This is a genomic window from Glaciimonas sp. GG7 (assembly GCF_052976905.1).
On sequence record NZ_JBRIIQ010000010.1, the window covers coordinates 1 to 24609 of the forward strand.

The 24609-nt window shown below is 54.7% G+C and carries 23 protein-coding genes and 1 pseudogene; 16 read left to right on the plus strand and 8 right to left on the minus strand.

Annotated elements, in window-relative coordinates:
- The 11 genes and pseudogenes from ACVBEF_RS04420 to ACVBEF_RS04470 all read left to right on the plus strand — a co-directional run.
- The coding region (locus ACVBEF_RS04420; protein WP_447122737.1) for an MFS transporter at positions 1-793 on the plus strand (793 nt) is incomplete at its 5' end.
- An 89-nt stretch (positions 794-882) separates the two neighbouring features.
- Positions 883-1971: a porin gene (locus tag ACVBEF_RS04425; RefSeq protein WP_447122738.1), complete on the plus strand. Its 1089-nt coding sequence runs from the start codon at positions 883-885 to the stop codon at positions 1969-1971.
- A gap of 63 nt (positions 1972-2034) precedes the next feature.
- The gene (locus tag ACVBEF_RS04430; protein ID WP_447122739.1) at positions 2035-3498 is read left to right on the plus strand and encodes an amidase family protein; all 1464 of its coding nucleotides are present in this window, start codon (positions 2035-2037) and stop codon (positions 3496-3498) included.
- Positions 3495-4643: an arginine N-succinyltransferase gene (locus ACVBEF_RS04435; RefSeq protein ID WP_447122740.1), complete on the plus strand. Its 1149-nt coding sequence runs from the start codon at positions 3495-3497 to the stop codon at positions 4641-4643. The genes ACVBEF_RS04430 and ACVBEF_RS04435 overlap by 4 nt, the downstream gene beginning before the upstream one ends.
- 20 nt (positions 4644-4663) lie before the next feature.
- Positions 4664-5950: an acetylornithine/succinyldiaminopimelate transaminase gene (locus ACVBEF_RS04440; RefSeq protein WP_447122741.1), complete on the plus strand. Its 1287-nt coding sequence runs from the start codon at positions 4664-4666 to the stop codon at positions 5948-5950.
- Positions 5943-7424 (plus strand): succinylglutamate-semialdehyde dehydrogenase, encoded by a 1482-nt coding sequence (gene astD, locus ACVBEF_RS04445; RefSeq protein ID WP_447122742.1) that lies wholly within the window; start codon positions 5943-5945, stop codon positions 7422-7424. The genes ACVBEF_RS04440 and astD overlap by 8 nt, the downstream gene beginning before the upstream one ends.
- A complete protein-coding gene (locus ACVBEF_RS04450; RefSeq protein WP_447122743.1) occupies positions 7421-8419 on the plus strand; it encodes a succinylglutamate desuccinylase in 999 nt (332 codons plus the stop codon). Before astD ends, ACVBEF_RS04450 begins: the two co-directional genes overlap by 4 nt.
- A gap of 17 nt (positions 8420-8436) precedes the next feature.
- Complete coding sequence (locus ACVBEF_RS04455; protein WP_447122744.1) at positions 8437-9030, plus strand: MarC family protein; 594 nt, start codon at positions 8437-8439, stop codon at positions 9028-9030.
- A 22-nt stretch (positions 9031-9052) separates the two neighbouring features.
- Positions 9053-10219 carry a M20 aminoacylase family protein gene (locus ACVBEF_RS04460; RefSeq protein ID WP_447122745.1) on the plus strand — a complete coding sequence of 389 codons (1167 nt, stop codon included), beginning with the start codon at positions 9053-9055 and terminating at the stop codon, positions 10217-10219.
- Positions 10220-11458: 1239 nt separating this feature from the next.
- Entirely contained in the window at positions 11459-11800 is a 342-nt protein-coding gene (locus ACVBEF_RS04465) for a hypothetical protein (protein WP_447122746.1), read from the plus strand.
- Positions 11796-12467, plus strand: a pseudogene (locus ACVBEF_RS04470) (DNA-binding transcriptional regulator); the annotation flags it as partial. The gene ACVBEF_RS04465 and the pseudogene ACVBEF_RS04470, both read left to right, overlap by 5 nt.
- A 267-nt stretch (positions 12468-12734) precedes the next feature.
- On the opposite strand, the gene ACVBEF_RS04475 reads toward ACVBEF_RS04470, so the two are convergent.
- The 6 genes from ACVBEF_RS04475 to ACVBEF_RS04500 form a co-directional block, all read right to left on the minus strand.
- Complete coding sequence (locus tag ACVBEF_RS04475) at positions 12735-13736, minus strand: fumarylacetoacetate hydrolase family protein (RefSeq protein ID WP_447122747.1); 1002 nt, start codon at positions 13734-13736, stop codon at positions 12735-12737.
- 63 nt (positions 13737-13799) lie between these two features.
- A complete protein-coding gene (gene mhpA, locus ACVBEF_RS04480; RefSeq protein WP_447122748.1) occupies positions 13800-15380 on the minus strand; it encodes a bifunctional 3-(3-hydroxy-phenyl)propionate/3-hydroxycinnamic acid hydroxylase MhpA in 1581 nt (526 codons plus the stop codon).
- Between the two features lie 177 nt (positions 15381-15557).
- On the minus strand, positions 15558-16109 hold the full coding sequence (locus ACVBEF_RS04485) for a carboxymuconolactone decarboxylase family protein (protein WP_447122749.1): 552 nt from the start codon (positions 16107-16109) through the stop codon (positions 15558-15560).
- Between the two features lie 89 nt (positions 16110-16198).
- Positions 16199-17329 (minus strand): porin, encoded by a 1131-nt coding sequence (locus ACVBEF_RS04490; protein ID WP_447122750.1) that lies wholly within the window; start codon positions 17327-17329, stop codon positions 16199-16201.
- Positions 17330-17387: 58 nt separating this feature from the next.
- A complete protein-coding gene (locus ACVBEF_RS04495; RefSeq protein WP_447122751.1) occupies positions 17388-18767 on the minus strand; it encodes an MFS transporter in 1380 nt (459 codons plus the stop codon).
- 431 nt (positions 18768-19198) lie between these two features.
- Positions 19199-20050 (minus strand): fumarylacetoacetate hydrolase family protein, encoded by an 852-nt coding sequence (locus ACVBEF_RS04500; protein WP_447122752.1) that lies wholly within the window; start codon positions 20048-20050, stop codon positions 19199-19201.
- 148 nt (positions 20051-20198) lie between these two features.
- Here ACVBEF_RS04500 and ACVBEF_RS04505 point away from each other — a divergent pair, with 148 nt between their 5' ends.
- Entirely contained in the window at positions 20199-20768 is a 570-nt protein-coding gene (locus ACVBEF_RS04505) for a VOC family protein (protein ID WP_447122753.1), read from the plus strand.
- Between the two features lie 46 nt (positions 20769-20814).
- Here the strand turns inward: ACVBEF_RS04505 and ACVBEF_RS04510 are convergent, their stop codons facing one another.
- A complete protein-coding gene (locus tag ACVBEF_RS04510; RefSeq protein WP_447122754.1) occupies positions 20815-21570 on the minus strand; it encodes an IclR family transcriptional regulator in 756 nt (251 codons plus the stop codon).
- A gap of 234 nt (positions 21571-21804) precedes the next feature.
- On the opposite strand from ACVBEF_RS04510, the gene ACVBEF_RS04515 reads away from it, so the two are divergent.
- The 3 genes from ACVBEF_RS04515 (at position 21805) to ACVBEF_RS04525 (ending at position 23600) form a co-directional block, all read left to right on the plus strand.
- On the plus strand, positions 21805-22200 hold the full coding sequence (locus ACVBEF_RS04515; protein WP_447122755.1) for a DUF6088 family protein: 396 nt from the start codon (positions 21805-21807) through the stop codon (positions 22198-22200).
- 455 nt (positions 22201-22655) lie between these two features.
- Positions 22656-22829 (plus strand): nucleotidyl transferase AbiEii/AbiGii toxin family protein, encoded by a 174-nt coding sequence (locus ACVBEF_RS04520; RefSeq protein ID WP_447122788.1) that lies wholly within the window; start codon positions 22656-22658, stop codon positions 22827-22829.
- 75 nt (positions 22830-22904) lie between these two features.
- Positions 22905-23600: an IS6 family transposase gene (locus ACVBEF_RS04525; RefSeq protein WP_447122789.1), complete on the plus strand. Its 696-nt coding sequence runs from the start codon at positions 22905-22907 to the stop codon at positions 23598-23600.
- Between the two features lie 28 nt (positions 23601-23628).
- Here ACVBEF_RS04525 and ACVBEF_RS04530 read toward each other — a convergent pair whose 3' ends face one another.
- Positions 23629-23976: a hypothetical protein gene (locus ACVBEF_RS04530; protein ID WP_447122756.1), complete on the minus strand. Its 348-nt coding sequence runs from the start codon at positions 23974-23976 to the stop codon at positions 23629-23631.
- 190 nt (positions 23977-24166) lie between these two features.
- On the opposite strand from ACVBEF_RS04530, the gene ACVBEF_RS04535 reads away from it, so the two are divergent.
- Complete coding sequence (locus tag ACVBEF_RS04535; RefSeq protein ID WP_447122757.1) at positions 24167-24370, plus strand: hypothetical protein; 204 nt, start codon at positions 24167-24169, stop codon at positions 24368-24370.
- The last annotated feature ends 239 nt before the right edge of the window (positions 24371-24609 follow it).

The following is a 24609-nucleotide window of genomic DNA, read 5'->3' on the forward strand; positions in this document are numbered from 1 at the left end:
AATCTTATCCATCTCGACTCCTTACAGCACTTCAGGCGCGAGTGACACAATCTTCCCTTTCCTGCTTGGTGCATTGATCGGACCAGTCGGCCATTACATCCGCTCCCGGGTTGATGAGTCCCCCGAGTTCGTTACATTCTTGCGAAATCGTGCGCAGGCCCCGCGTCTTTCGTTGATCGCCGTGTTGCGTCAATATCCTCGTCAACTATGGTCGTCGTTTGGCTTGGTCGTCATCGGCACCGCCTCGTCGTACGTCGTCCTCATCTATATACCGCTGTCGGCGGCTGCGCAGCTGGGAATCTCCTCCACCGACGCTTTGCTTGCGCTAATGATCGGTGCAATGTGCCTGCTGGTGCTATGCCCGTTTGCAGGGTGGCTGGCGGATCGTTTGGGCACCCGGAGCGTCATGCTACCGGCGGTGGTCGTGTTCGGCCTTACGGTCTACCCTCTGCTTTCTGATCTGGTCACAGCCCCTGATGCGACGGCGCTCTTTCGTTACGAGGCGATTAGCTGCTGCATCATGAGTTTCTTCTGGGGTCCGACTCCCTTGGCCATGGCGAGTGCTTTTCCGGTGCAGGTGCGTTCCACCGGCATCTCGGTAGTCTACAACCTGGGCGTCATGCTATTTGGAGGCTTAGCACCGTTGACCAACGCATGGTTGACCAAGGTGACCGGCGATAAAATGGCTCCCGCCTATTATCTGCAGTTCAGCGTGCTGATCGGTGCAACAGCCGTACTGATGCTGGCGCGTACTGGTACGACGCCAGCTATTCCACAAGCCCGCTCCGCCTAACTCACTCCGATCCGGCAGAATCATTACCGTGCTGCATCACGGAGGGGAACGTTCGTCCCACGATTTCATTACACCAAAAGAGACTATCCATGAAACTTGTCACGCTCCTACGGACCAGCATCGCAGCAATGCTGTCCATCGTTTATTTCGCTGTCCCGGCCCAAGCGCAGGTAACAATCTATGGAAGCATCGATAACGGCATCACCCATGTAAATAACTATAACGGACACAGCAATACCTGGTTGCAAGACGGTTTGAACCGCTCCAATGCCCTCGGTTTTAACGGCGTAGAAGACCTTGGTAACGGTAATCGCGCCATATTCAAGCTTGAAACCGGTTTTTCGGTAAATAACGGCGCGCTGGGCCAAGGTGGCCTCATTTTTGGCAAGCAAGCCTATGTCGGACTGAGTAGCGATGACAAAGGCCAGCTCACGTTTGGCCGACAATATGACATGATGATTGGCATGCTCGGCTATCTGCCATGTTGGGCCTGTGGCCTGTTTTCGGTGCAGAACGCCGACCTGGACAGACTTTCTGGACAGCGCTTAAATAATTCCGTCCGGTATCAGAGCCGCGCAATCGGGCGCTTCCGCTTCAACGGCATGTATGCATTGGGAAGTGTCGATGCCGGCAGCACGAACCGTGGCCGCGCCTTAAGTTTCAGTACGGAATATGAGAATGGGCCGTTGAAGGTTACCGCCATTACCACGGATATCAATGGCGCCGCTATCTTTGCGGGTCTGTTGGGAACAACGAGCGTGCTTGGGCGCCCGGTAGCGACCAATCCAATCTTAATCGCTGACAACCAACGCATCATGGCGCTTGCCTCGGCATATTCCTTGGGCAACGGGCGGTTGGCGGTGATTTACACCGATACCCGCCTCGCTCTCGGCAAGCAGACTTCGACCGATCATGTGTTACGCATCGGCGGAGAAGTCAGGCTGTTGCCACAGTTGCTCTTATTAGGTCAGATATCAGAAGATCATTTCGAACGTTCACGGTGGCGCACCTTGAACCTCGGACTGACACGCTCATTGTCTAAACGTACGGATATCTATATCGACGGCGCCTATCAGCGCGCATCCGGCGCGGCAACGGTAGCTTCCATCGCATTAACCGCACCTTCATCTAACGCCAGCCAGGTTGTCACCCGCGTCGGCATAAAACACATGTTCTAAACTTTCTTTGCGCCTTCCGGTCAGCATCTCGGCGGGAAGGCGCATCCATTCAAAGGATCCACCATGCATTCCCCATTTGCAGTCGCCTCGGATTTACCAGCGTCAACTGCGCCCCATAACACGACATCTTCCCCAATCTGGCAATGGAATGCGGCCGACATGGCCGCGGCAATCGCTCGAGGGGATATATCCAGTCGCGAAGCCGTTGAAAGCTGTCTGTCGCGCATTGAACAAACCAATCCTCGCCTGAATGCGCTGACGCATGTACATACCGACACTGCGCTCAGTCATGCCGATGCTGCCGACGCTGCACGCAGCCGCGGAGAAAAGATGGGCGCACTGCATGGCGTACCAATTACCGTAAAGGTAAATATCGACGTCGCCGGACAAGCGACGACACACGGCGTGGTGGCAAAGCGCGAGCAGATTGCGACATCAAATAGTCCAGTAGTCGACAACCTGTTAGCCGCTGGTGCGGTAATCATTGGTCGCAGTAATACGCCAGCCTTTTCGTTGCGCTGGTTTACCGACAACGCGTTGCATGGCCGTACGCTCAACCCATGGGACGACAACATCACGCCGGGCGGATCGAGCGGCGGTGCGGCTTCCGCCGTGGCGGCCGGCATGTGCCCGATTGCGCACGGTAACGATCTGGCAGGGTCGGTGCGCTATCCGGCCTATGCATGCGGCGTGGTTGGCCTGAGGCCGACGGCCGGGAGGCTGCCATCATTCACGCCCACATCTGGCAACCTGCGCACCTTCGCCGCCCAACATTTTGCGGTACAAGGTCCGATCGCACGCACGGTCCACGATGTGCGCCTCAGTCTTGCAGCCATGGCGACCCGAGACGTTCGGGATCCCGTATGGGTGCCAGTTCCGCTGGAGGGGCCGCCTCTTGGCATGGCACCCATAGTGGCCCTCGTTGACGAGATCGAAGGTGTGCCTATCGCCCCCGCGGTCCTGGCCGCACTGCAGCAGGCTGCAGGATGGCTGGAAGATGCGGGCTACACTGTAGTGCGGGTGGCACCGCCTCGCATGCGGGAGGCATTCGATCTGTGGATGGGGATCGCGATGACCGAAATTCGCGTCGAATTCGCAGATGCCGTCGAGGCGATGGCCGACGCCGATGCGGTACAGGCACTACGAGACATGTTGCATTACCATGATCCGGCGACGGGGCTGAAGGAGTACATCAGGTCGTTGGCCCAGCGCGATGCCCTTCGCCGTGATTGGAACCAGTTCCTCGAGCAGTTCCCGCTGCTTCTGATGCCGACCTCCTGCGACCTCCCGTTTGCCTGGGGCCTGGACCAGCGCGGGCCTGAAGAAATGGGCCGGATCCTGGCCGCGCAATTGCCGCTCAAGGCGATCGCGGCGCTCAACCTTCCGGGCCTGAGCGTGCCGACCGGTTTATGTGGTACGACCCCGGTCGGGGTGCAGCTGGTGTCGCGTGCATTCCGAGAAGATATATGTCTGGCCGCTGGCGAAATCATCGAACGTGCTGCCAACATGCCGCGGGCTTATAAATGAAGACCTTAACGCCCAATAACAAGTTGCCATCGCCAACCAGGTTCGAAGGATGCGATCCTGCCCCATCCCTGTTGCTTCGGCTGGCACGGCCCGACGATATGGCGGCCATTTTTCAGATGGCGCTGCATGCGGGGGAAGGAATGACGACCCTTAAACCGAATCGTGCCGCTATCGAGGCGAGGCTGGACAACGTGGCGCAGACCATGCGCGGTGTGGCGCCGAAGGAGCTTCAAGAATACGTATTTGTGCTGGAGGACCTCGCGCTCGGCAAAACGGTTGGGCTGTCCGGCATCAAATCCTTCATTGGGCTGGACCAGCCGTTCTATAGCTTTCGGCTCAGCACGATGGTACACGCGTCTGCCCAACTAGGCGTGATCAAAAGTTTCCAGACCATGGATATGTCCAACGACATGACCGGTGCGGCTGAATTGTGCTCACTTTTTCTACTTCCCGAGTCGCGCAACGGCTTCAATGGCAGGTTGCTGTCGAAGAGCCGCCTGCTGTTCATGACGCTGTTTCCGGATCGGTTTCCGTCACGGGTAATGGCGGAAATGCGTGGCTACCAGGATGCGCGCGGCAAATCGCCGTTTTGGGAAGAATTCGCACGACAATTCTTCGACGTTGAGTTTGCCATTGCAGATGCGCTAACTAGCGAGGGAGTCAAGACATTCATCCCGGAGCTCATGCCGCGCTATCCTATTTATACCAACCTGCTGCCGCCGTCGGCGCGTACGGTGATAGGCGAAGTGCATCCGGAGACACGGCCAGCCCGCCGTCTGCTGGAACAAGAAGGCCTTAGCTATGGCGGTTACATCGATATCTTCGATGGCGGACCGCAGATCACGTCCGAAACTTCAAATTTACGTATGCGGCGTGAAGCCGTCTGCCTCGACGTCGTGATTGCCGAGCATCGTTCAGACCGTAGCCTGTTGGTCTCCAGTACGAACCCGGAGACCTTTGTTGCCATCGTCACACACGGCTGCGCCGCCAATGGCGCGATCTGCCTGACGGTAAGCGAAGCCGCCGCGCTAGGCGTCGGCCCTGGCGACAAGGTCGCTGTCGTCGCACTGAATCCGTCTTATCCCGATTCCCAGGCAGGGATGCGCGGCACTACTCGGCTCGCGCCGGCCGTCGCTCACTGCTGAGTAACCTTATGGAGCATTTCATGCATACCGTTTTACCAAACATTGCCAACCAATATGAGCGGCCTGCCGCGCCGGACGTCGGACGGGGAGATTTCGATGAAGTGATGGTGCCGACTTATTCGCCGAGTCGAATGATTCCGGTTCGCGGCTCCGGTCTTGTGGTGTGGGACCAGAAAGACTCTCGCTACCTGGACTTTACGTCCGGCATTGGCGTCACGAGCCTGGGACATGCGCATCCGGCAATCCTGGAAGCCCTGATAGAGCAGGCAGGCAGGTTATGGCATGTCGGCAATGGCTTTACCAATGAACCCGTGTTGCGCCTTGCCGCTGCCCTGACCGAAGCAACTTTCGCTGAACGTGTTTTTTTCTGCAATTCCGGCGCTGAAGCCAACGAAGCCGCGTTCAAGCTCGCGCGCAGGTACGCACACCAATGTCATGGCTCTACAAAATCACGTATCGTTTCCTGCGTAAATTCCTTTCACGGCAGAACCCTGTTCACGGTGTCGGTAGGCGGCCAGCCGAAATACACTGAGGGGTTCGGACCCCTGCCATCGGAACTGACCCATATTCCCTACAACGATATCGCTGCCGCACGGGATGCGATCGGTGACGATGTTTGCGCAGTCGTGGTCGAGCCGATACAAGGCGAAGGCGGCGTCTTGCCTGCAGACCGGGATTATCTTGTAGCGTTGCGCGAGTTGTGCGACCGCACCGGCGCGTTGCTGATCTTCGACGAAGTCCAGTGCGGCATCGGGCGTACCGGGAAGCTGTTCGCCTACATGTCATATGGCGTTATTCCGGATATCCTGACCAGCGCAAAGGCGCTCGGCAACGGTTATCCAATCGGCGCCATGTTGACGACTGCCACCATTGCATCGGCATTCGGCGTCGGTGCACATGGGACCACATATGGCGGCAACCCGTTGGCGGCAGCGGTCGCGCTGCGGGTGCTCCAGACTGTGAACACTCGCTCATTTCTTACCAGGGTCGAGCAGGCTTCTGTACGGTTGGAATCGGCGCTACAAAGTCTGGTTCGCGACTTTCCCCACGTTCTTTCCTGCGTCCGGGGAACAGGCTTAATGCGCGGCCTGCTGCTTGCGAGCGACTGGCGTGGCAAGGCCAAACGCCTCACCGACGCGGCCCTTGAACGCGGGCTGCTGCTGCTTATAGCCGGGCCTGACGTGGTTCGCCTGTTGCCGGCGCTTGTCGTTACGGACAGCGACATCGAAGAAGCCGTAGCTCGGCTGCGCGCGGTTTTGGAAGATCTGGCACCGGCCCAAAATCAAGGAAAGGAATGTCATGCATAACCACTATATCAATGGAAAATGGAAAGTTGGATCGGGCTTAACGCTACCTGTGTTCGATCCATCAACAGGATTGCCTTGCTGGAGTGGGGCCGCTGCGACCCAAAGTGAGGTCGACGAAGCGTGCTCGGCGGCGCGTAAGGCGTTCAAGGCATGGGCGCTCACAAGTCCTGATGAGCGTCTCGCCATCTGTCAGCGCTTTCGCGATCTTCTGGAACAGCACACGGTGGAACTGGCCGGTCTGATCAGCCTGGAAGTAGGGAAGCCCTTATGGGAAGCGCGCGCTGAGGTGGCGACGATGGCCGCGAAGATCGAAGTTTCCGCAAAGGCGTATCGGGCGCGCACCGGCGAATCGACTGCAATAGCGGGCGATGCGCAATTCGTCGTGCGTCATCGCCCACACGGGGTCATGGCGGTATTTGGGCCATACAATTTTCCTGGCCATCTGCCGAATGGTCATATCGTCCCAGCACTTTTGGCGGGAAATACCATCGTCTTCAAGCCCAGCGAATATGCACCGCAGACTGCGATCCGCACGCTCGAGTTATGGATAGAAGCCGGCTTGCCCGCGGGTGTTATGAACTTGATCAATGGTGGTCGTGAAACAGGCGCAGCATTGGCGGCGAACATGGAACTTGATGGCATCTTGTTCACCGGCAGCTGGCGTACCGGTCGTCTTCTCCATCAGCAATTCGCAGGGCGGCCTTCCATGTTACTCGCTCTGGAAATGGGTGGCAACAATCCCCTTGTCGCATGGGACATCGAGAATGTTGACGCAGCTGTGCATCATATCGTGTTATCGGCCTTCGTTAGTGCAGGCCAGCGCTGCACTTGTGCGCGCCGCCTCATTGTTCCGGCAACCTCGAAAGGCAACGCGTTGTTGGAACGGCTGGTGGAAGTAACAAGCCAGATTCGTATTGGTCGTTTCGACGCCTCGCCGGTGCCTTTTATGGGTCCCGTGGTATCGAGCCACATCGCCACCGCCTTGTTGGAGGCACAGGAAAATCTGGTCCGCGCCGGAGGCCGTTCGCTCTTGACCATGCGTTCGCTGCAGGAGGGCACGGGTTTCGTTAGTCCCGGCATCGTCGATGTAACCGCAGCGCGCGGCATTCCTGACGAAGAATGGTTCGGACCTCTGCTGCAAGTCAGTCGAGTTTCAAGTTTCGAGGACGCCATTGACGCAGCCAACGCGACGGATTACGGTTTGGCGGCCGGTTTGCTGAGCGATAGCGAAGCCCATTGGGCGCAGTTTGGCGTCCAGGTACGTGCAGGTGTAGTCAATTGGAACCGACCAACCACCGGCGCTTCGAGTGCTGCGCCATTCGGTGGCGTTGGTCACTCGGGAAACCACAGGCCGAGCGCCTATTACGCCGCAGATTACTGCGCTTACCCTGTCGCATCAATGGAAAGCATCACTCTCGAACTGCCGCCGCAGTTGTCCCCGGGTTTATCGTTCGAGAGAATGCGATCCGAATGATCCATACAACTATTTCTCCGTCGTTGCAGGCCTTGTCCGGTGGCGACATGACCCCGTTGGCACATGCCTTTACCTCACAAGGATTCATCACTCACCAATTAGCCAGCGGGATACTGAGGGTGCAACCACGCTCGTTGGCTTGTCGATCGCAGGTTTTGATTTCGGTAGGAATTCATGGCAATGAAACCGGCCCCATCGCCTTGCTGGATGCGCTGCTGATAGCGCTGTCCACGGATGCGGCTCGGTTGCAAGTCGACCTTATGGTCGTCGTCGGCAATCTGGCGGCCATTGCCCAGAACAAGCGGTATCTGAACGTAGACCTTAACCGCCTGTTTCACACTGACGGGCCGCCGCGCTGTGAAAGCTGGGAACTTCGTCGGGCCACCGAGATCATGAAGGCCACACACCAGTTTTTTGAGCCTAATCACAATGACAAGTGGCATCTCGACCTGCATAGTGCGATCCGTGACTCGCTCTTCCCAGCATTTGCCGTTATACCAACCGCCGTTTCTGGATTAAAGAGGAACGCGCTAACGGATTTGCTTCAGGAAGGCGGCATCGGCGCAGCGATATTCAACGACAGGCCAGCGTCGACTTTCAGCGCATACACGGCAGCCCGCTTTAAGACGGCGAGCGCCACCGTCGAACTTGGAAAAGTTGGTCCACTGGGAGCCTATGAAGATCGCTGCTTCGACGACATGTCCCGCGTATTGCAGCAGTTGCTAACCGCCAATCCAATTGGTGTCCGAGACACACCGACTGTCAGTATCGCGCAATTTAAAGTCGCGCAGGAAATGATTAAGGCAACGCCGTCTTTCCAACTGGCGTTTAGCCGCGACCTGCCTAATTTCACCCGCTTCGCTCCAGATTCGCTACTCGCTGAGGATGAGGGAGCGGAGATCCGCTGTGGCAGCACACCCGAATACATCGTGTTCCCGAATCCCGACGTGGACATCGGCATGCGCGCCGGCCTCACCGTCATCCGCACTGCTTAACTTGATCATCCACCATCATGATTCATACCTTCTCTTCCGCCTTCATTCTTTTGTTGCTGGTTTTGGATCCGCTAGGGAACCTGCCCGTGGTGATCACGGTATTACGTCCGATAGAGCCTTCCCGCCGACCGCGCATTATCGCCGTGGAATCGTTGATTGCCCTCGCCACGCTCATGATTTTTCTACACTTCGGAAAGGGCTTTCTTGAACTCATACATCTCTCCGAACCATCTCTCGAAGTCGCGGGCGGCGTCATTTTGTTTATGGTAGCGATTCGCATGGTGTTCCCCCCGGTGGCTGGCGTATTCGGCGACCTCGGCAGACGCGCACCGTTTATCTTCCCATTAGCAATTCCTCTCATTGCCGGACCATCAGCCCTGGCGACCGTGCTTGTGCTCGCATCCCGACAACCGGAGCGTGTACTTGAATGGAGCGCGGCCCTTGTTTGTGCAATGGCTGCGTCAGCAGCCGTGCTGATGGCGGCCGACGTATTGGATCGTTTCCTGGGCGAATCGGTAATAAGCGGTTTCGAAAAACTCATGGGCCTTCTTTTGGCGGCCATTGCGGTCGAAATGACACTTTCAGGTATCACACATTATTTCAAGCTTTAATTTCTCACGCGTTTATTTATATATGAAAATTTTTCCAGATACTCTTTCGTCGACGATGGAAGAATTTATCGCCCTTCGGCGCGATATACATTCTCACCCGGAACTCGGGCTGCAAGAACAACGTACTTCGGCTCTGGTTGCCAGTCTGCTCGCGTCCTGGGGGTACAGCGTGACCACCGGTTTGGCCGAGACAGGAGTGGTCGGCCAGCTGCGTCGCGGCAAAGGCGCTCGTCGCCTCGGCCTGCGTGCAGACATGGACGCCCTGCCCATTGTTGAACAAACCGGGCTGGCATACGCTAGCAGGATCAAGGGCGTCATGCATGCATGCGGACATGATGGACATACGGCTACGCTTCTGGCGGCGGCCCGTTATCTGGCAGAGCACGACTGCTTTAATGGCACCTTGAACCTCATTTTCCAGCCTGCAGAAGAGCACCCCGGCGGGGCCAGATTGATGATCCAGGAGGGGTTGTTCGAACGTTTCCCTTGCGATGCCATATATGCGATGCACAACATGCCTGGTATTGAACAGGGCCGCCTCGTATTCATTGATGGACCCGCGATGGCGTCGTCCGACGACGTCACGATTACTTTACATGGGACAGGAGGACATGGTGCGATGCCTCACCGGGCCAGCGATAGCATAGTCGCAGCGGCCAGCATCGTACTGGCTCTGCAAACGGTGGTATCGCGTAACGTCGATCCCTTGAAGACGGCGGTGATCACTGTCGGCGCAATTTGCGGAGGGAAAGCCAACAACGTGATTCCCGACAAGGTCGTACTGGAACTCAGCGTACGTGCACTGGATCGCGATGTCCGTAAGCTGCTTGAGCAGCGCATTCACGAGATCGTGGTCGGGCAAGTGGAGAGCTACAAGGTGCGGGCCGATATCTCGTACCGGCGTGATTACCCGGTATTAGTAAATACGCCGAAAGAAACGGATTTTGCACGAGAGGTCGCCATCAATCTCCTTGGCGTCGATCGCGTAACTCTGCACGGTACTCCCCTGACCAGCAGCGAAGACTTCGCCTACATGCTGGAACATTGCCCCGGAAGTTATTTGTTGATCGGTAACGGCGCTGGTGAGGGATCATGCATGGTACACAATCCGGGTTATGACTTTAATGATGAAAATATTTTGACGGGAAGTGGATTCTGGTGTGAGTTAGTGAAGAAGTATTTACAATAATCGCAGCCGCAACTGTCCAGGTTGCGGTTGGATCTTTCAATGAGATTTTTCTGGGTGGTCGGCTGAAGCACCGCATCAATTACTGGAGGCTTGCTATTGGCATACGCGCGACGGTACTGGCGGAAGTGTCATCCACAGTCGCGCTGCTGGTATCGGCGCTTACTCAAGGGCGAAACAGGCGTACTGGCACCGACGCCACGGATACTGGCGTTTTTATATTGGCGTATGACGTGGCAAGGGTCTACCAACCCTTACTTGCTGCCTCGCAGTCATGGTCTGCCCTTCTATGGCATTGCTGAGTAGGCGGCTGTACGACCAGTTACTGAGTTTGACGAAACTGATTTATCTGCATTTGAAGTGACGCTGGAAGCGTCATGGTGCGACTGGCTGGCGTGTATTGATTTGCTCGATGTGGATGTTTTAGAACAGAATCGATGGCGCTTGCGCATCCGTCCGAGTACCTACATTAACTTATCTAAAAAGAAATAAAACTGCACCATCAACTCTTTTGCATAATTACTTCGCACAGCGCCGTAACTATTTTTTTTTAAAAGGAGTGAGTTTTAAAAAGCGACAGAGTGTCAATCTGTTTGCATTTTTACTTCATTTTTATCAACTTTACTTCGGTTGACGACAAGCGGACGCCCGTATGTGCGGAATACTATCCCCTTCAAAAACGTAAGTGCCTGCAAGCGTGCTGGTATTTCGGATATCCCCCTCTAAAGACATCTCATTACACACAGCTACCGCCACCCTGGGATTCTTGCACAGCACCCTGACGTAAAAATTCAAAGATGCAACGACATTGTTACCGTAACGATACTTACATTTATATACACAGCGTAGTAGAACTATAATTATTTGGAGTTTAGTTGACTAAAATAGCCGATTGAATAACATAACCCTCGGGTGGCAGACACGCTTTCGGATCAGGTGCAAATGCTTGCGCTCCAATCTACGCTGCGTGGGGATGCGATTCCTGACGCTTGGGTCGAAGTCAAATCCATGCCATCAATCTGACAGGATGCACTTTTAATATGCCAGAGACCTTTGGAAAGGAATACCTCATCTTCGGAAAGGATCTGCTCGCAGTTCTGACGCAAAGCTGAATCGACGTTTAATGACTCTTCGATATACGACCTTTAATCAACACAACACCGATTACCCTTTCATTTTCGCTGCCGTCGCGCCGCGTTAATTGACTTCATCAACTTCACCCACCGTTACTGGAAAATACACATGAGCAAACCGAACGATACGGCTCCAGCTTGTTTTACCCAGCCTGACCAGACCGCCGAACGCTTAACTGAACTGTTCGTCGATGTAGCGCAAAGTAAGCATATTAGAATCGATCCGGGTTGTGCCAGGCGCGCCGTATTTCGCAAGCTGCATGGGGTCGCCAGCGGTCATTTTGAAATGGTCGCGTCGATTCCTTCCGAGTTGAAGGTGGGCGTGTTCGGTCACAAGAGTCTCAAGGCATGGGTACGCTTTTCCAGCGACGTCGCACCAACTGACTCTGATCTTCTTTCGACCCTCGGGATCGGCATCAAGATGTTCGGCGTGCCAGGTCCAAAGGCTTGAGACGCTGATGGAAGAAGGATACGTGCGCAGGAGCCGCTCCGACGACAGCTTCCGCCTGACGTTGTCGGTACGCGCGCTGAGCGAAGGCTTTACCGATGCCGAGCGAATCGCAACCGTGGCACCCCCCATCATGGGGCGCTTGCTGCAACGCATTACGTGGCCGTCGGACCTCACCACGCCGGACGGCGACGCCATGATCATCCGCGAAACCACGCATCGATTCAGTCCACTTTCATTTCACCGTGCGATGGTTGGGCGGCGCTTGCCTATGTTGTTGACTGCGGCTGGCAGGTCTTACTTTACGCACTGCGCCGAAGCGGAGAGGGAGCAAATCCTGGAACTGCTGCGCGCCGGGGCCGGCGGCGAAGAACAGCAGACTATTGCGAGAAACACGGCGCTGGTCTGCGCGTTGATCAAACGGGTGCGCGAGGAAGGATATGGCAGCAATGACGGCGACTGGGCGGCGCAGGCGAAGATCGGTGCGCTAGCGGTCCCTGTGTTTGCCCACGGTATTGTGCGGGGCAGCCTGAACGTGGTGTACCTGAGACGCGCGGTCAGCCAGGGAGATGCCGAGCGCAAGTTCTTGCCGGAGTTGCAGGACGCGGCGCTGGATATCTGTGCCGCACTTGAGGCCGAGTCAATACAACCACCTGATGCACCTTTATAAAAAGCGTTCTCCATTTTAACGACAGATCAAGTCCGGCATCTTTGTTTGCCTAACCGGATTTACTTCCCCAGTTAAGGCCAATTTATTTAGAGTCAATCAAGATCGGGACGCGCGCTGCCACTTCAAGTGAAATTAACAGTTCTGCTCTGCGACTGGATCGGATGGGCGGTGCTGAGGAACAGGAACTTTCCCCCTATCCTCACACGCGGCTCTGTCTGCCCATTGTTGACGCCGAATAAAAATTGACCACCGGCGGGGGTTGCGGTGTCAACACCCGGGGTTAATATTGGTGTATTGCACAACCATTTGATCGATGGCACCAAAGATCGATTTACCCTCCACATTCAGCATTTCTATACGCACAGTATCGCCAAATTGCAGGAACGGGGTCTTCATCTCCCCTGTGGCAATCTTTTCCAACATGCGTTTTTCTTGCAAACAGGCCGAGCCAAGCGACGTATCACGGTTCGATATCGTGCCAGAACCAATGATGGTGCCAGCGCGTAGCTCGCGTGAAGTCGCCGCATGCGATATCAGGCGTGGGAAATCAAAGTAACAATCCGTCCCGGCGTCAGGAGCTCCCAGCAATTGACCATTAACATGACTTATTAGCGGCAGAGATATCTTGCGGCCATCCCATGCTGCTCCCAGCTCGTCTGGCGTGATTGCCACAGGGGAGAACGCTGTGGAAGGCTTGGAGACAAAAAATCCAAAACCTTTGGCCAGTTCAGCCGGGATCAAGTTGCGCAGACTCACATCGTTGAGGATCATGATGAGTTTGATGTGCTTTGCGGCGTCCTCGACCGTGACACCCATCGGTACATCGTCGGTCACGATCGCGACTTCAGCCTCAAGGTCGATTCCCCAACTGGCATCGGACACGAAGATGGGGTCACGCGGGCCGATGAATGAATCAGAAGCGCCCTGATAAAGCATGGGATCGGTGTAGAGTTGCTGCGGCATCTTAGCATTGCGGGCCTTGCGCACAAGTTCGGCATGATGTAAGTAAGCCGACCCATCGCACCACTGGAAGGTACGGGGCAGCGGCGACTCGACTTTGCTGGAATCAAACGCAAAAGTGTCCGCAGCTTTTCCAGCATTAAGCTGGTCAGACAACTCTTGCAACCGAGGCTGAAGGACACGCCAATTTTCCAGGGCCTCCCGCAAAGTCGGAGAAATGTGGCTGGCATGCACAGCATATTCCAGGTCACGCGAAACAATAATCAGAGAGCCGTCGCGGCTCTCGGTCTTGAGGCTGGCAAGTTTCATGGTTGATCTTTCAGGTATATAAATAAAATAATGACGGTAAGGGCGGGTGCGAAGGCCTTGTCTCTACCCCATGCAACTCTCAGTCGAGAGTGATCTTGTTGATTCTGGCGTGCGCCCGATCCAGCTTTCCAACGCATCGAGTGAGGCCGCCAATTCAGTAATCGAGGTGCACAGGTCGAACACATAATGATCGGGCCGCATAATGGCTGCGCTAGCACCCTGCTCGCCCAACCAATGACAGGCCCGTTCGCCCAGATCCTGCAGGACCAAAATGCCCAGCGCATCAAAACGTGACCGCATGCTGACATCCAGGGCGGCCGCAAGTTTTGCGTCCAGCAACACAGAGTAGTGAGATCCCGCGATGTCGTCTGACCAGCGTCCATCCGGCGCCTCGAACTGAGGCGCCACTTTGCCCACTGCAGCGCGGTCCAGCGTAGCGCGGTGCAAGCCGGGTCCCAGCGTGGGCGTTGGAAAGGTAAAGGTCGTCGCCTGCGTCGAGAGCCGTGCGTCCCGCTCGGCTGCGGCTACTGTATCCGTGATCTGAATCACTCTGCCCACCTCGACTGCCAAAGCCACGAACGCGTGCGCATGGGGGATGCGCTCCGGCCCATAGGTGCCCAGCACTGCTGCGCCCTGAGTAGGTTTCTGCAGAGCATAGGCCAGCTTCCAGCCCAGATTGGCGATATCGCGCATCGCGGCGCACAAGCCCTGGCCGAGGAAGGGTGGGGTCTGGTGGACCGCATCACCTGCCAGCAGCACACGTTCATTCTGCCAACACCGTGCCACAAGCGAGTGAAACATATAGGTCGCGGCACGCTCGAGCGTGCCCTGTGATGGCTTGACCCAGGATTTCAGCAAATTCCATACCATCTCAGGCTCGGTCATAGCCTTGGGATCTTCGCCCGGCAGCAGCATCAATTCCCAACGCCGCCGCAATGGGCTTACATAGATAGAAGTAGACGGCCGCGTTGGATCGCAGTGCTGCACCGAATGCTCGGGCAGATCGAGTGGCCGGTTCAGCACTGCATCTACCACCAGCCAGGCTTGATGTTCGCCCAGATCGTCAAAGTCCTCGCCGCCCACCCATTGCCGTACCGTAGAACGTGCGCCATCGCAACCCACGACATAACGCGCGCGCAACGTATTCGGCGCGCCACCGTCCGTCGCCACGAGGTCCAGCTCCACCCCGTCGGCATCCTGGCGCAGAGTACGCAGCACGACGCCCTCCTGCAAGCTGACCTTTGAAAAGCGCGCCAAGCCCTCGCGCAGTATTGTTTCCAGCTCCGGTTGGTGAAAGTAATAATCGTTGTGCCAACCATGTACACCGAGCCCCTCCACGCCAGCGCGCACGAGTAGTGTGGCGCCTTCGGCATTGACCCAGTGCATGCCGCCGCCGGGTCGCATGATGGGCATTACACGCGAGGCCAGCCCCATGGACTGGAAAATTCGCATGGTCTCGCCGTCGATGTGCACCGCCCGCGGAATCGGCAGCACGCCCACATTGCGGTCCAGGACGCGGACTGTCAGGCCATATGCGCCCAAAAGATTGGCTAGCGCCGCCCCGGCGGGACCGCAACCAACGATGACCACGTCATAGATGGTCGACTCGGTTGGTAATTCAGTGATTTTTTTATGCATCATCATAATTTTCCTGCTTAAAATTTATTGAAAGAACGAATATGTCCCGCATACCCCATTCATGCACAAATCGACGCCATGTCCCCACCAACGATGCCTTCGAACGCGAAAGGCCCGAGGTGATGTGGATGGATCAGAATCGCATTTCCGTTTGACGTAACGTAAAGCCCTTTGAACCTCGTGTTATTCGCTAAACGGAAGATTGTTTTGACCTTCTGCCCTCATGCAAAATACGTTCAACGTCATCGCGACGAGCGCGTAGTAGCCGAGCAGGCCCACCAGATTAACGGTCACCGTGTGACCGAAGCGCGCCACCGTCTGATTGAAGGTGACATCCGAGACGCGCCTGGTCTCGTAAAGTTCGGTCGCGAATGCGACAATCAGTGCGTCATCTGCACTCTCGAACGTCGGCGCGGCACCCGTGCGAATGGCCTCTGCCGTAATGGCTGGAATGCCTGCTTCGAGTGCAATCGGATAATGGATGTGCCACTCTGCCTGCGACTTCCATCGCGCCGCAGTAACCAAAATAGCCAGCTCGGAAAGACGTAGTGGCAAACCTGTGTTGTAGCGACAAAATGCACCGAGGCGTTGCGCGTGCTGCGCTAATGTTGGACTGTGAATCCAGCTCAGGAATGGGCCGTTCAGGTTGCCCCGTCCAGAAATTATTTCCTGCAGTACGGCTTGCTGTTCTGGTGTGGCACTCGCAATGTGGAACGGTGGAAGTCGGTTGCTCATGGTAATTCCCTATACAATTACGTGAATAGTCCGGTCAGGCGTGTACGCCAGCCGGACCAATTTATTGCACCGCTGGATCTTGGACCAGGCTAGAAACGATGCCGGATGCCGGCTAGAAGAAGGTTCTGGCTGCGACCGGTCGACGGCGCGTTCAAATAGATGTCAGCGACAGCATGGGGCCCAGCAACGCGTTGAACGACATCGAACAAATACACATCCGTTGTTTTCGACAAGAAATAGTCGACGCTCAGCATTGCGGTATGCCAGTGTGGATTTGCGTCCAGACCACCATATTTTCCATGCGTGTACGTGTACGACGCCCCGAACATCAACGCCGAGGTCAAATAGTAGGTGAGCGAAGTGTCGTAGTTGGTTAGTTGCAGGTTCGTATGGTCGATATAGGAGAGCTGAATCAAATCTCCCAGCAGGCTCCACTTCAGGCCGTGGCCAAAGTCGTAGGAACCGCCCACGCCGTAATTGCGCTGTCTTTCCACGCCGGCAGCACCGTTTATAGGACTCTGATGAAACAACAGGAACGGCGCTCCGGAATAGTCGTCCGTCACTGCACCGGTTGGATTTGCCGCGCCCGGACGGTCCAATTCAACATACGCTGCCGCGAGCTTTAGCGGACCCGCCCCGTACCCGGCACCGGCACTGAATGCGCGGTTTAATGCGAACGTACCCGCCGCATCTCCAAACGCATACAAAGCCTCCATATTCATGCCATTGAAGGTTGGACTCACGTACTTGATAGCGTTGTTATAGCGCCAGCTACCCATCAGGTTATCGGCATCGCCCGGATGTGCGGCGAGACCCGAGGCTGCGATTGCCGCATCCAGTGGCGTTAAATAATCCCAGAACATGTCATATTGACGCCCTAACGTGACGGTGCCAAGCGAATGACTGCTCAGTCCCACGAAAGCTTGTCTGCCGAACAGGCGTCCGCCCTGTCCAAGCTTGCCGGTCGTTATGTCAAACCCATTTTCGAGTTGTGCGATGGCAAAGTCGCCATTACCAATATCCTCTGTCATCTTGAAACCGAGGCGATTGTTCTGGTTTGATCCGCTGATCATCTTTACATTTTTCGCACCACCCTCGTTGTTGACCCACCCCACCCCGTCAGAGATCAGGCCATACAAAGTCACACTGCTTTGTGCCCGCACCGACGCACAAAGCATCATGGCCGTTGCTACGCAAGCGATTACAATAGTTGATTTCATAAATTTTTATCGTTATAGTATTTTGGTGGAAACGAATGGGCGGTTAGCGCGAATGCGATCAATTTCCCGCTAAATTGCTCCGCCGCATTTCTGGGATCGTAAGAACGACAAACGCGCCAATAACAAGAATTGCTGCTGCGTAGAGCAACCCACTCGAAAAGCTGTGTGTCACGTCCTTGAGTGCACCGACAATGTACGAACTGAGCGCAGTAGCGACATTTCCCAGCGCACTAATGACCGCGATCCCGATAGCTTTCACGTTGTCCGGCAGCATCTGATCGGGCGACGTCCAGAGAATGGCGGAAGCGCTGAAGCCTCCGGCGGAAGCCAAGCAAAGGCCAGCCAGCCGGACAAGCGGCTCACCGGCATAAGCTGTCATGACCCAGCCAACCGCAGCACAGCAGATCGGAAAGAAGACGTGCCATGTACGCTCTCGCATGCGGTCCGAATGCGAGCCCAGCCATATCATGGCCACAACGGTGACGAGTTGAGGTACGGCGGCCAGAACGCCCATCCGAACGTTGCCGGCTCCGGCATTAAATGCTGCCAGGATTTGTGGCCCCCAGATATTTACCATGCCCATAGTCGTGACAAGGCAGAAGTAAACCGTGGCAAACTTGATTATTTTGAGATTGAGGACCTGACGCACGATGCTCACTCCCGAGTACACGGTAGCACTTAGTGCGAGCGTTTTTTCCTGTGCAAGCGTGTCGATGAGCCATTTTTTTTCGGCTGCCGATAGCCATGTCGCATGGGCTGGCTTGTCATCAAGATATTTGAAAACCACGATACCAAGTATGACCGACGGTAACCCCTCCAAGGCGAACAGCCATTGCCAGCCCGCCAGCCCCATCAATCCATCGAGGTTAAGGAGGTAACCTGACGAAAGAGAGCCAAGCATGGCAGTAATCGGCATGGCCACCATGAAAAGTGAGCTTGCGCGGGCACGGTGGCTGCTTGGAAACCAGCAGCTCAGGTAATAGAGCATTCCTGGCATGAAGCCCGCTTCTGTCACGCCCACGAACGCGCGTATCACATACAGGGTCGTGGGATCACGTGCAAACATCGTGCATGTGGATGCGATACCCCAACATATCATTAAGACCGCCATCCAGCGCCGCGGTCCTACCCTCATTAGCATCGCATTGCTCGGTACGCCTCCTAGCACGTACGCAATATAGAAAATGGTCGATGCAAGTCCGAAAGCAACCCCTGTCAAGTGCAAATCCTTGGACATGGCAACGCCGGCAAAACCGATATTGATCCGGTCCAGAAAAGAAAACACGAACAAGATGAAAAGAAACCAGGTCAGTCGTCGCGACACTTTTCGGACGACAAGTTCCGGTGATATAGGAGCGTGTTCTGGCGCGAACGCTTCAGGCACGCCGGGTGCCTCTGACGACGAAACAAGCGCAGTGCTGTTGGTCGGGTAAGTCATTAAATTCTCCTCCATATTGCCCTTTTTTTTGGGCTTGGTTTTCGCCCGTATTTTTGGGCGTTTTATTGCGGTATTCTGATCGACGAGTCAGTCGCTGCCGTCATGACTCCCAGTTATGTTTCGATGATCTGCCATGCATATAGGGCTTGTTCGAGCAGCAATGCTAAAGGTACAGTATCGTGTGCGATTCCATATATTTGGCGCTCTGGCCACGCAAGTACAGTTGCGGTCTTGATCGATACGACCCAGTCGTGTATTAGCGCGTTCGCGATCGTGAGCACCTTCATTTTCGCCTGTGATGCGTGATTAATTGTCCCGTGGGTCAGGTCCGTAATATCTGGTTGCACCAACAATGCGGAGCAGTAACCCTCGGCGGCGGGGCGATGCTGCCAACCCCCGCCGCATCGCGTATATCTTAGATAAGTCGCGTATCACGCCTCGACAGCGATTGAATTGCGAAGGGTACCGATCAAATCGACCTCTACCTCGACGACATCGCCCTCTTTCATGAATAGCGGAGGATTACGCTTTGCGCCCACACCACCAGGGGTGCCGGTGACGATGACATCTCCAGCCTCAAGTGGTGTGAACGTCGAGAGGTAAGCGATGAGTTTAGCAATCCCATGAATCAGCATCGGCGTCGTGGTCCGCTGCACTTCCTGTCCATTCAAACGCGTAATAAGGGTCATAGTGGTATCTGGAAGAATTTCATCGGCCGTCACCATCCACGGTCCGAATGCACCCGTGCGATAAAAATTCTTACCAGGGCCCCATTGCCCCGTATGTCGTTGCCAGTCGCGCACAGATCCGTCGTTGTAGCACGCATATCCGGCAATGTGATTCCATGCGTCGGATGGTGCTATCCGACGCCCACCACGGCCGATGACGATGGCAATCTCACCTTCAAAATCGAATTCATGCGACTCGGCGGGACAGAGCATGGGTTGAGCATGACCAACCTGAGACGCGGGCACGCGCATGAAAATCACTGGGTTCTCTGTGGTCTCACGGTTTGTTTCCTTCACATGATCCGCATAGTTCAAACCCACGCAGAATATCTGGCCCGGATTCGGAATGACGGGCAAGAGAGTGATATCAGAGAGCAGATAGTCAGCTGCCGAATCGCGGGCAGCGGCTTCGGCTTCATGCAAGGCATCAGCGGCAATCAGCGCCTTCAGGTCAGGATAGCGCTGGCTCAGACGCTTGCCGAGATCGAATACAGCCTGATCTTTAACGAGTCCGAATGAAGTTCCTTCTTGCGTGATAAAGCTGACGAGTTTCATAGCGTTCCTTGGCGGAAAAAGTGTGGGGGTACATGATTGAGAGTGTAAATAAAATAGTGTTTTTATCTTTATTTGATAATATACTATAAAACAAACGTAAATCAATACGTTTTTCTTTGATTTTTTATCAAATAAAATGGAGGCACTAATGGCACCATCGAAAACAATGCGTCGCGGATTGTCCTTAAGTCACATGGGCTTCTATGTGAACGACATGGCATGTATGGAGGATTTTTATACGCGTGTACTTGAGTTCACGGTAACCGACCGAGGGTCGCTTCAAACAGAGCGGGGAAATGTACAACTCGTATTTCTGAGCAGAAATCCGGCAGTACATCATCAAATCGTTCTAGCCAGCGGTAGGCCTGAGCAACTCGCATTTAACCCAATTAATCAAATTTCGCTGGAGGCAGACAGTTTGGAAACACTGAAGGGGTTTCATCAGCGCTTCGTGTCCGAAGGGATAGGTGAGATCATGCCAATTACGCACGGCAATGCGATTTCCTTCTATGCTCCGGATCCAGAGGGAAATCGTCTGGAGTTGTTCATTGACACCCCCTGGTACGTCGATCAGCCGATGCGGATTGCGATCGATTTCGACCTGCCAAATGACAAACTGATGGCGTTTGTAGAACAGCATGCGCAAGCCTTGCCCGGGTTTCGGCCACGAAGCGAATGGGAAAGGGAGATGACGATACGGATGGGCGTCGCCACCTAACGATCGGAATCCACCAGGCAGGCGCACGCGGCCTGCGCGGAAGGACTCAAGCCTCGACGACTGCTCGCGTACGCTGCGACGTACGCGCAGCCGCATCCTGAATGGACTCAACAAGACGTTCGAGATTTAAGAACTCTATGCGCGGCGTCGGAATAATCAACGCGAGCGCCCCTACAGCTTCGCCGGAGTCGTCCATGAAGAGCGGTGCCGCGATAGCTGACACTTCAGCCTCCAGTTCTCCCCATGACAGATAAAAACCGGCGCGCCGGATGCGCATCAACAACGAGCGGAATTCCTCCAATGTTGTGCCCAACCCGCTCTGTAATATTTCTTCACTGTGCGATTCGAATAGCACTGCCAGCTTGGCTTTAGGGAACGTCGAAAGTATGGCCTTGGCCGCCGCACCGCGAAAAAGCGGCCGCGGTCTTCCTCGACCATATCGCAACGCAAGCGCTGTATCGCGCGTCTCGCGGTGCGTATCCACAAGTTCGTGTCCGTACCAGCGTGACATCACGACATCAAAGCCAGAATGCTCGCTCAACTCTCGCATGATCGGCTGTCCGACGGCAAGAAGCGGATCAGATATACGCAGATGATAGTCGAGTCTGATGATACGTGGTCCCAAACCATACTGCCCGCCAGAGAAGCGAACCAGCAAACCAGCTTCGAGCAGTTCGCGCACGTAGCGATAAGCCGTTGGCGCGGAACAGTCCAACTCGAGGGCAACGTCCTCTGCCGACAAAAACGGCTTCTCGCCTGAAAAGAGTTCCAATATTGAAAGTAGTCTGGTGAAGCTGGTCATTTAAGCCCCTGCGGCGATGGCGACACCCATAAGGATATTCTGCTTGTTGCCGCGGTTGACGGCCCGCAGCCATAAAAACCAAGTAGTGTCGGATGTATGGAACTTCTTTTCAAAGCACAATCGAATAGACGCAGCATCAGGCATGGCGGGTAAGTAAAGTATCGAAAACACTGATTGTAGTCGAGGCTTGCTTCAAAATGGCGTCAAATATGAGCCTAACCGTTTTGAAATATTATGTCTGCCCTAATTGAAGCGGCTGAACCCGGACAACTTTTGGTACCAACCCACTTTGCACATTTTGGCAGTCGTGATGCCATCGACAAGATCCTTCAGCGCATGGTGCAGGCGAATCAGTTGCCTCGCTTCGGCAGGCACCTATATGACAGGCCCAAGCTCAACAGTTTGACTAAACGCCCGACAATCCCCGACTACCGAGCGCTTATTGAAGCCATTGCCCGCAGGGATCAACTTCGCCTATTGGTAGACGTTAAGACCGCTGCCAATGACCTTGGTCTGACTTACGCGGTGCCGGCTCGCATCACCACTCACACCGACACCCGCCGCCGCGCAATTCAATTAGACAAGCGCACCATCGAGTACAAGCAAACGACACCCAGCCGTCTCTGTTAGACGGGGAGGTCAGCTATGCGCATCGTACAGGCGCTGCACTGGATGAAAGACACATTGACTTCGTAGCGCGGTCCTATCCTGAGCAAGCTGACGAAATTGCTGGCCGACCCTGTACACGGTGCCGCGATCCGCCAGGATCTGCTTGATGACTTCAGCGTGTAACCGGCGCGAATGCAAAATTTGGTCCTTGAACTTTCTGGATGTGACACGCAGGCCGCATTGACCGCTACCGAAAAGCCATCAGCTTTACGTCCCCGCTTGGCCAAACACGTGGAGGTCCGTTGAATCCAGCATTCCATATCGTTATCACCGCTAGCGATGCCGATCGGAGAGACTAGTTTTTCACCGCTACAGCCCGCCTTGGTACTGCGGTCCAGAACGTCGAAAAGGATTTTTGGGTCTTACTGGACATTAGATGCGCCGTTCCATGGTCTGGAGGTTGTGGTGGACCTCGTCTGTTATTCAAGGGCGTTACTTCGCTCTCCAAGGCCTTCAGTCTGATTTTTCGATTTTCCGAAGACATTGACATCACGATCTTCCGTGACAACTTGGGACAGGAAGCGAAGGTTTCCGATCAGGATGCGCCGAGCGGGAAGAAGAGTTTTGTCGCAATAACGTCACTAGTTTAGAATTTGTGTTTTGACAGACGACAAATATCTGCAATGAACCTATCTGTAATATCTAATGACGAGCTGATTCCTGAAATGACAACGGCATTGAAACGATTGCATTATCCGTTGGAAATAATGTTGATGTGCGTGCGTTGGTATATTGCGTATCCATTGAGCCTGCGCCAACTGGAACAGATGATGGCTGAGCGCGGCATCGAAGTGGATCATTCGACAGTGCATCGGTGGGCGCTCAAACTATTGCCGTTATTTGAGAAAAAGTTTCGCAAAGTGAAGCGTCCGGTGGGGACTAGCTGGCGTATGGATGAGACCTATATAAAGGTCAAAGGTAACTGGAAATATCTGTATCGTGCGGTAGACAAAGACGGTCAAACTGTTGATTCTCTATTGACAACAAAGCGCGATAAGCAAGCCGCTATGCGCTTCTTTCGCAAAACCATGCTTGACAATGGCATTCCTGAAAAAGTGGTGATGGACAAGAGCGGTGCCAATAAAGCAGGCATTGATACGATCAACATCAGCCATGGAAATGCCATCATCGTGCGCCAGGTAAAGTATCTCAACAACATCGTTGAACAAGATCATCGCGCCGTTAAACGCATCACCAAACCGATGATGGGATTCAAATCTTTTCGGGCTGCTAAAATCATACTTGCTGGTATTGAGACCATGCACATGATACGCAAAGGACAACTAATGCACAGGGGCTTCCAGAAAATAACAGCAGCGCAACAATTTTATGCACTCGTTGGATCAGGCCGTCCAGCATAGGGGCGGGCAGACCATCCACGGCTTCACTTCAGCTTTTTTCCTTAATGCGACACAACCGTTCGCAGGGACACGACATGAGTCTCGGGCTAAGAACGCTGACTGTACCGAATACGGTATCGATCTTGAGTCGTCGGTAGTCCTTCAGTTGCGTCTGTCGTTGACAATGACTGCACACGCGTCGTATTTCGCAGTACTCATCCGCTTGCGCCGGAATCACTACTTGCTGTAACCCGGAGAGCAATTGCTTGCCGTCGGCAAGTGATAATCCAATCGACTCTGGGTCAAGTAACTGGACAGGGCGGTCAAATCGCGCCACTTCGATTATTGTGGTTTCGCCCCAATCCGTCACCAGCTCAGCCCGAACGACGATCTTCATGCTGCTCTCCCCAGAGTTGCTTACTCACCCCCCATTCCAACACCCGAACACTCTGCTCATCAGGATTAGAGGCAATTACCCCCACATTTTTAACAGTCCCTCAATTTGTTTGCACTTTTACTTCGTTTTTTTATCACTTTTACTTCGGTTGACGTCTGGGTGGGTCAGTTTTCGGTCAGCGGCAACACCATTGTTGCGCCGTTTCCATAAACCGGGTGAGGAAAAGCGCTCACTCGTTATTGTGCCGGAAGACGCCTACGATGATTGGTTAGGGTGCCGCGATCCTGAAGTGGCGAGGGCTTTTTTGCGTCCCTTCCCTACTGATCGAATGACGGCATGGCCAGCGCCAAAGTTGTCGGTAAAGAATTTCGTTGATGAGAACTACCTTATCTAGCCCGCGATTTCCGCCTCTCTGCCGTAACCGTAACGCCCATCCTAGACTGATTCCATATATCTATGCGTATTCGATATTTGAAACAAATCTCGAAAGGAATGCAGGCACAGTTCGAGAAAGAGACGGATAAAAGGATTTCCTGCATCGACAAATGACATGGTTAAGATGGTGCTTTTGGCATGCCAGATTCGAGAGAGCTGAGGATAAAATCCGACAGGCGCTTTTGCTATGCCGCATCA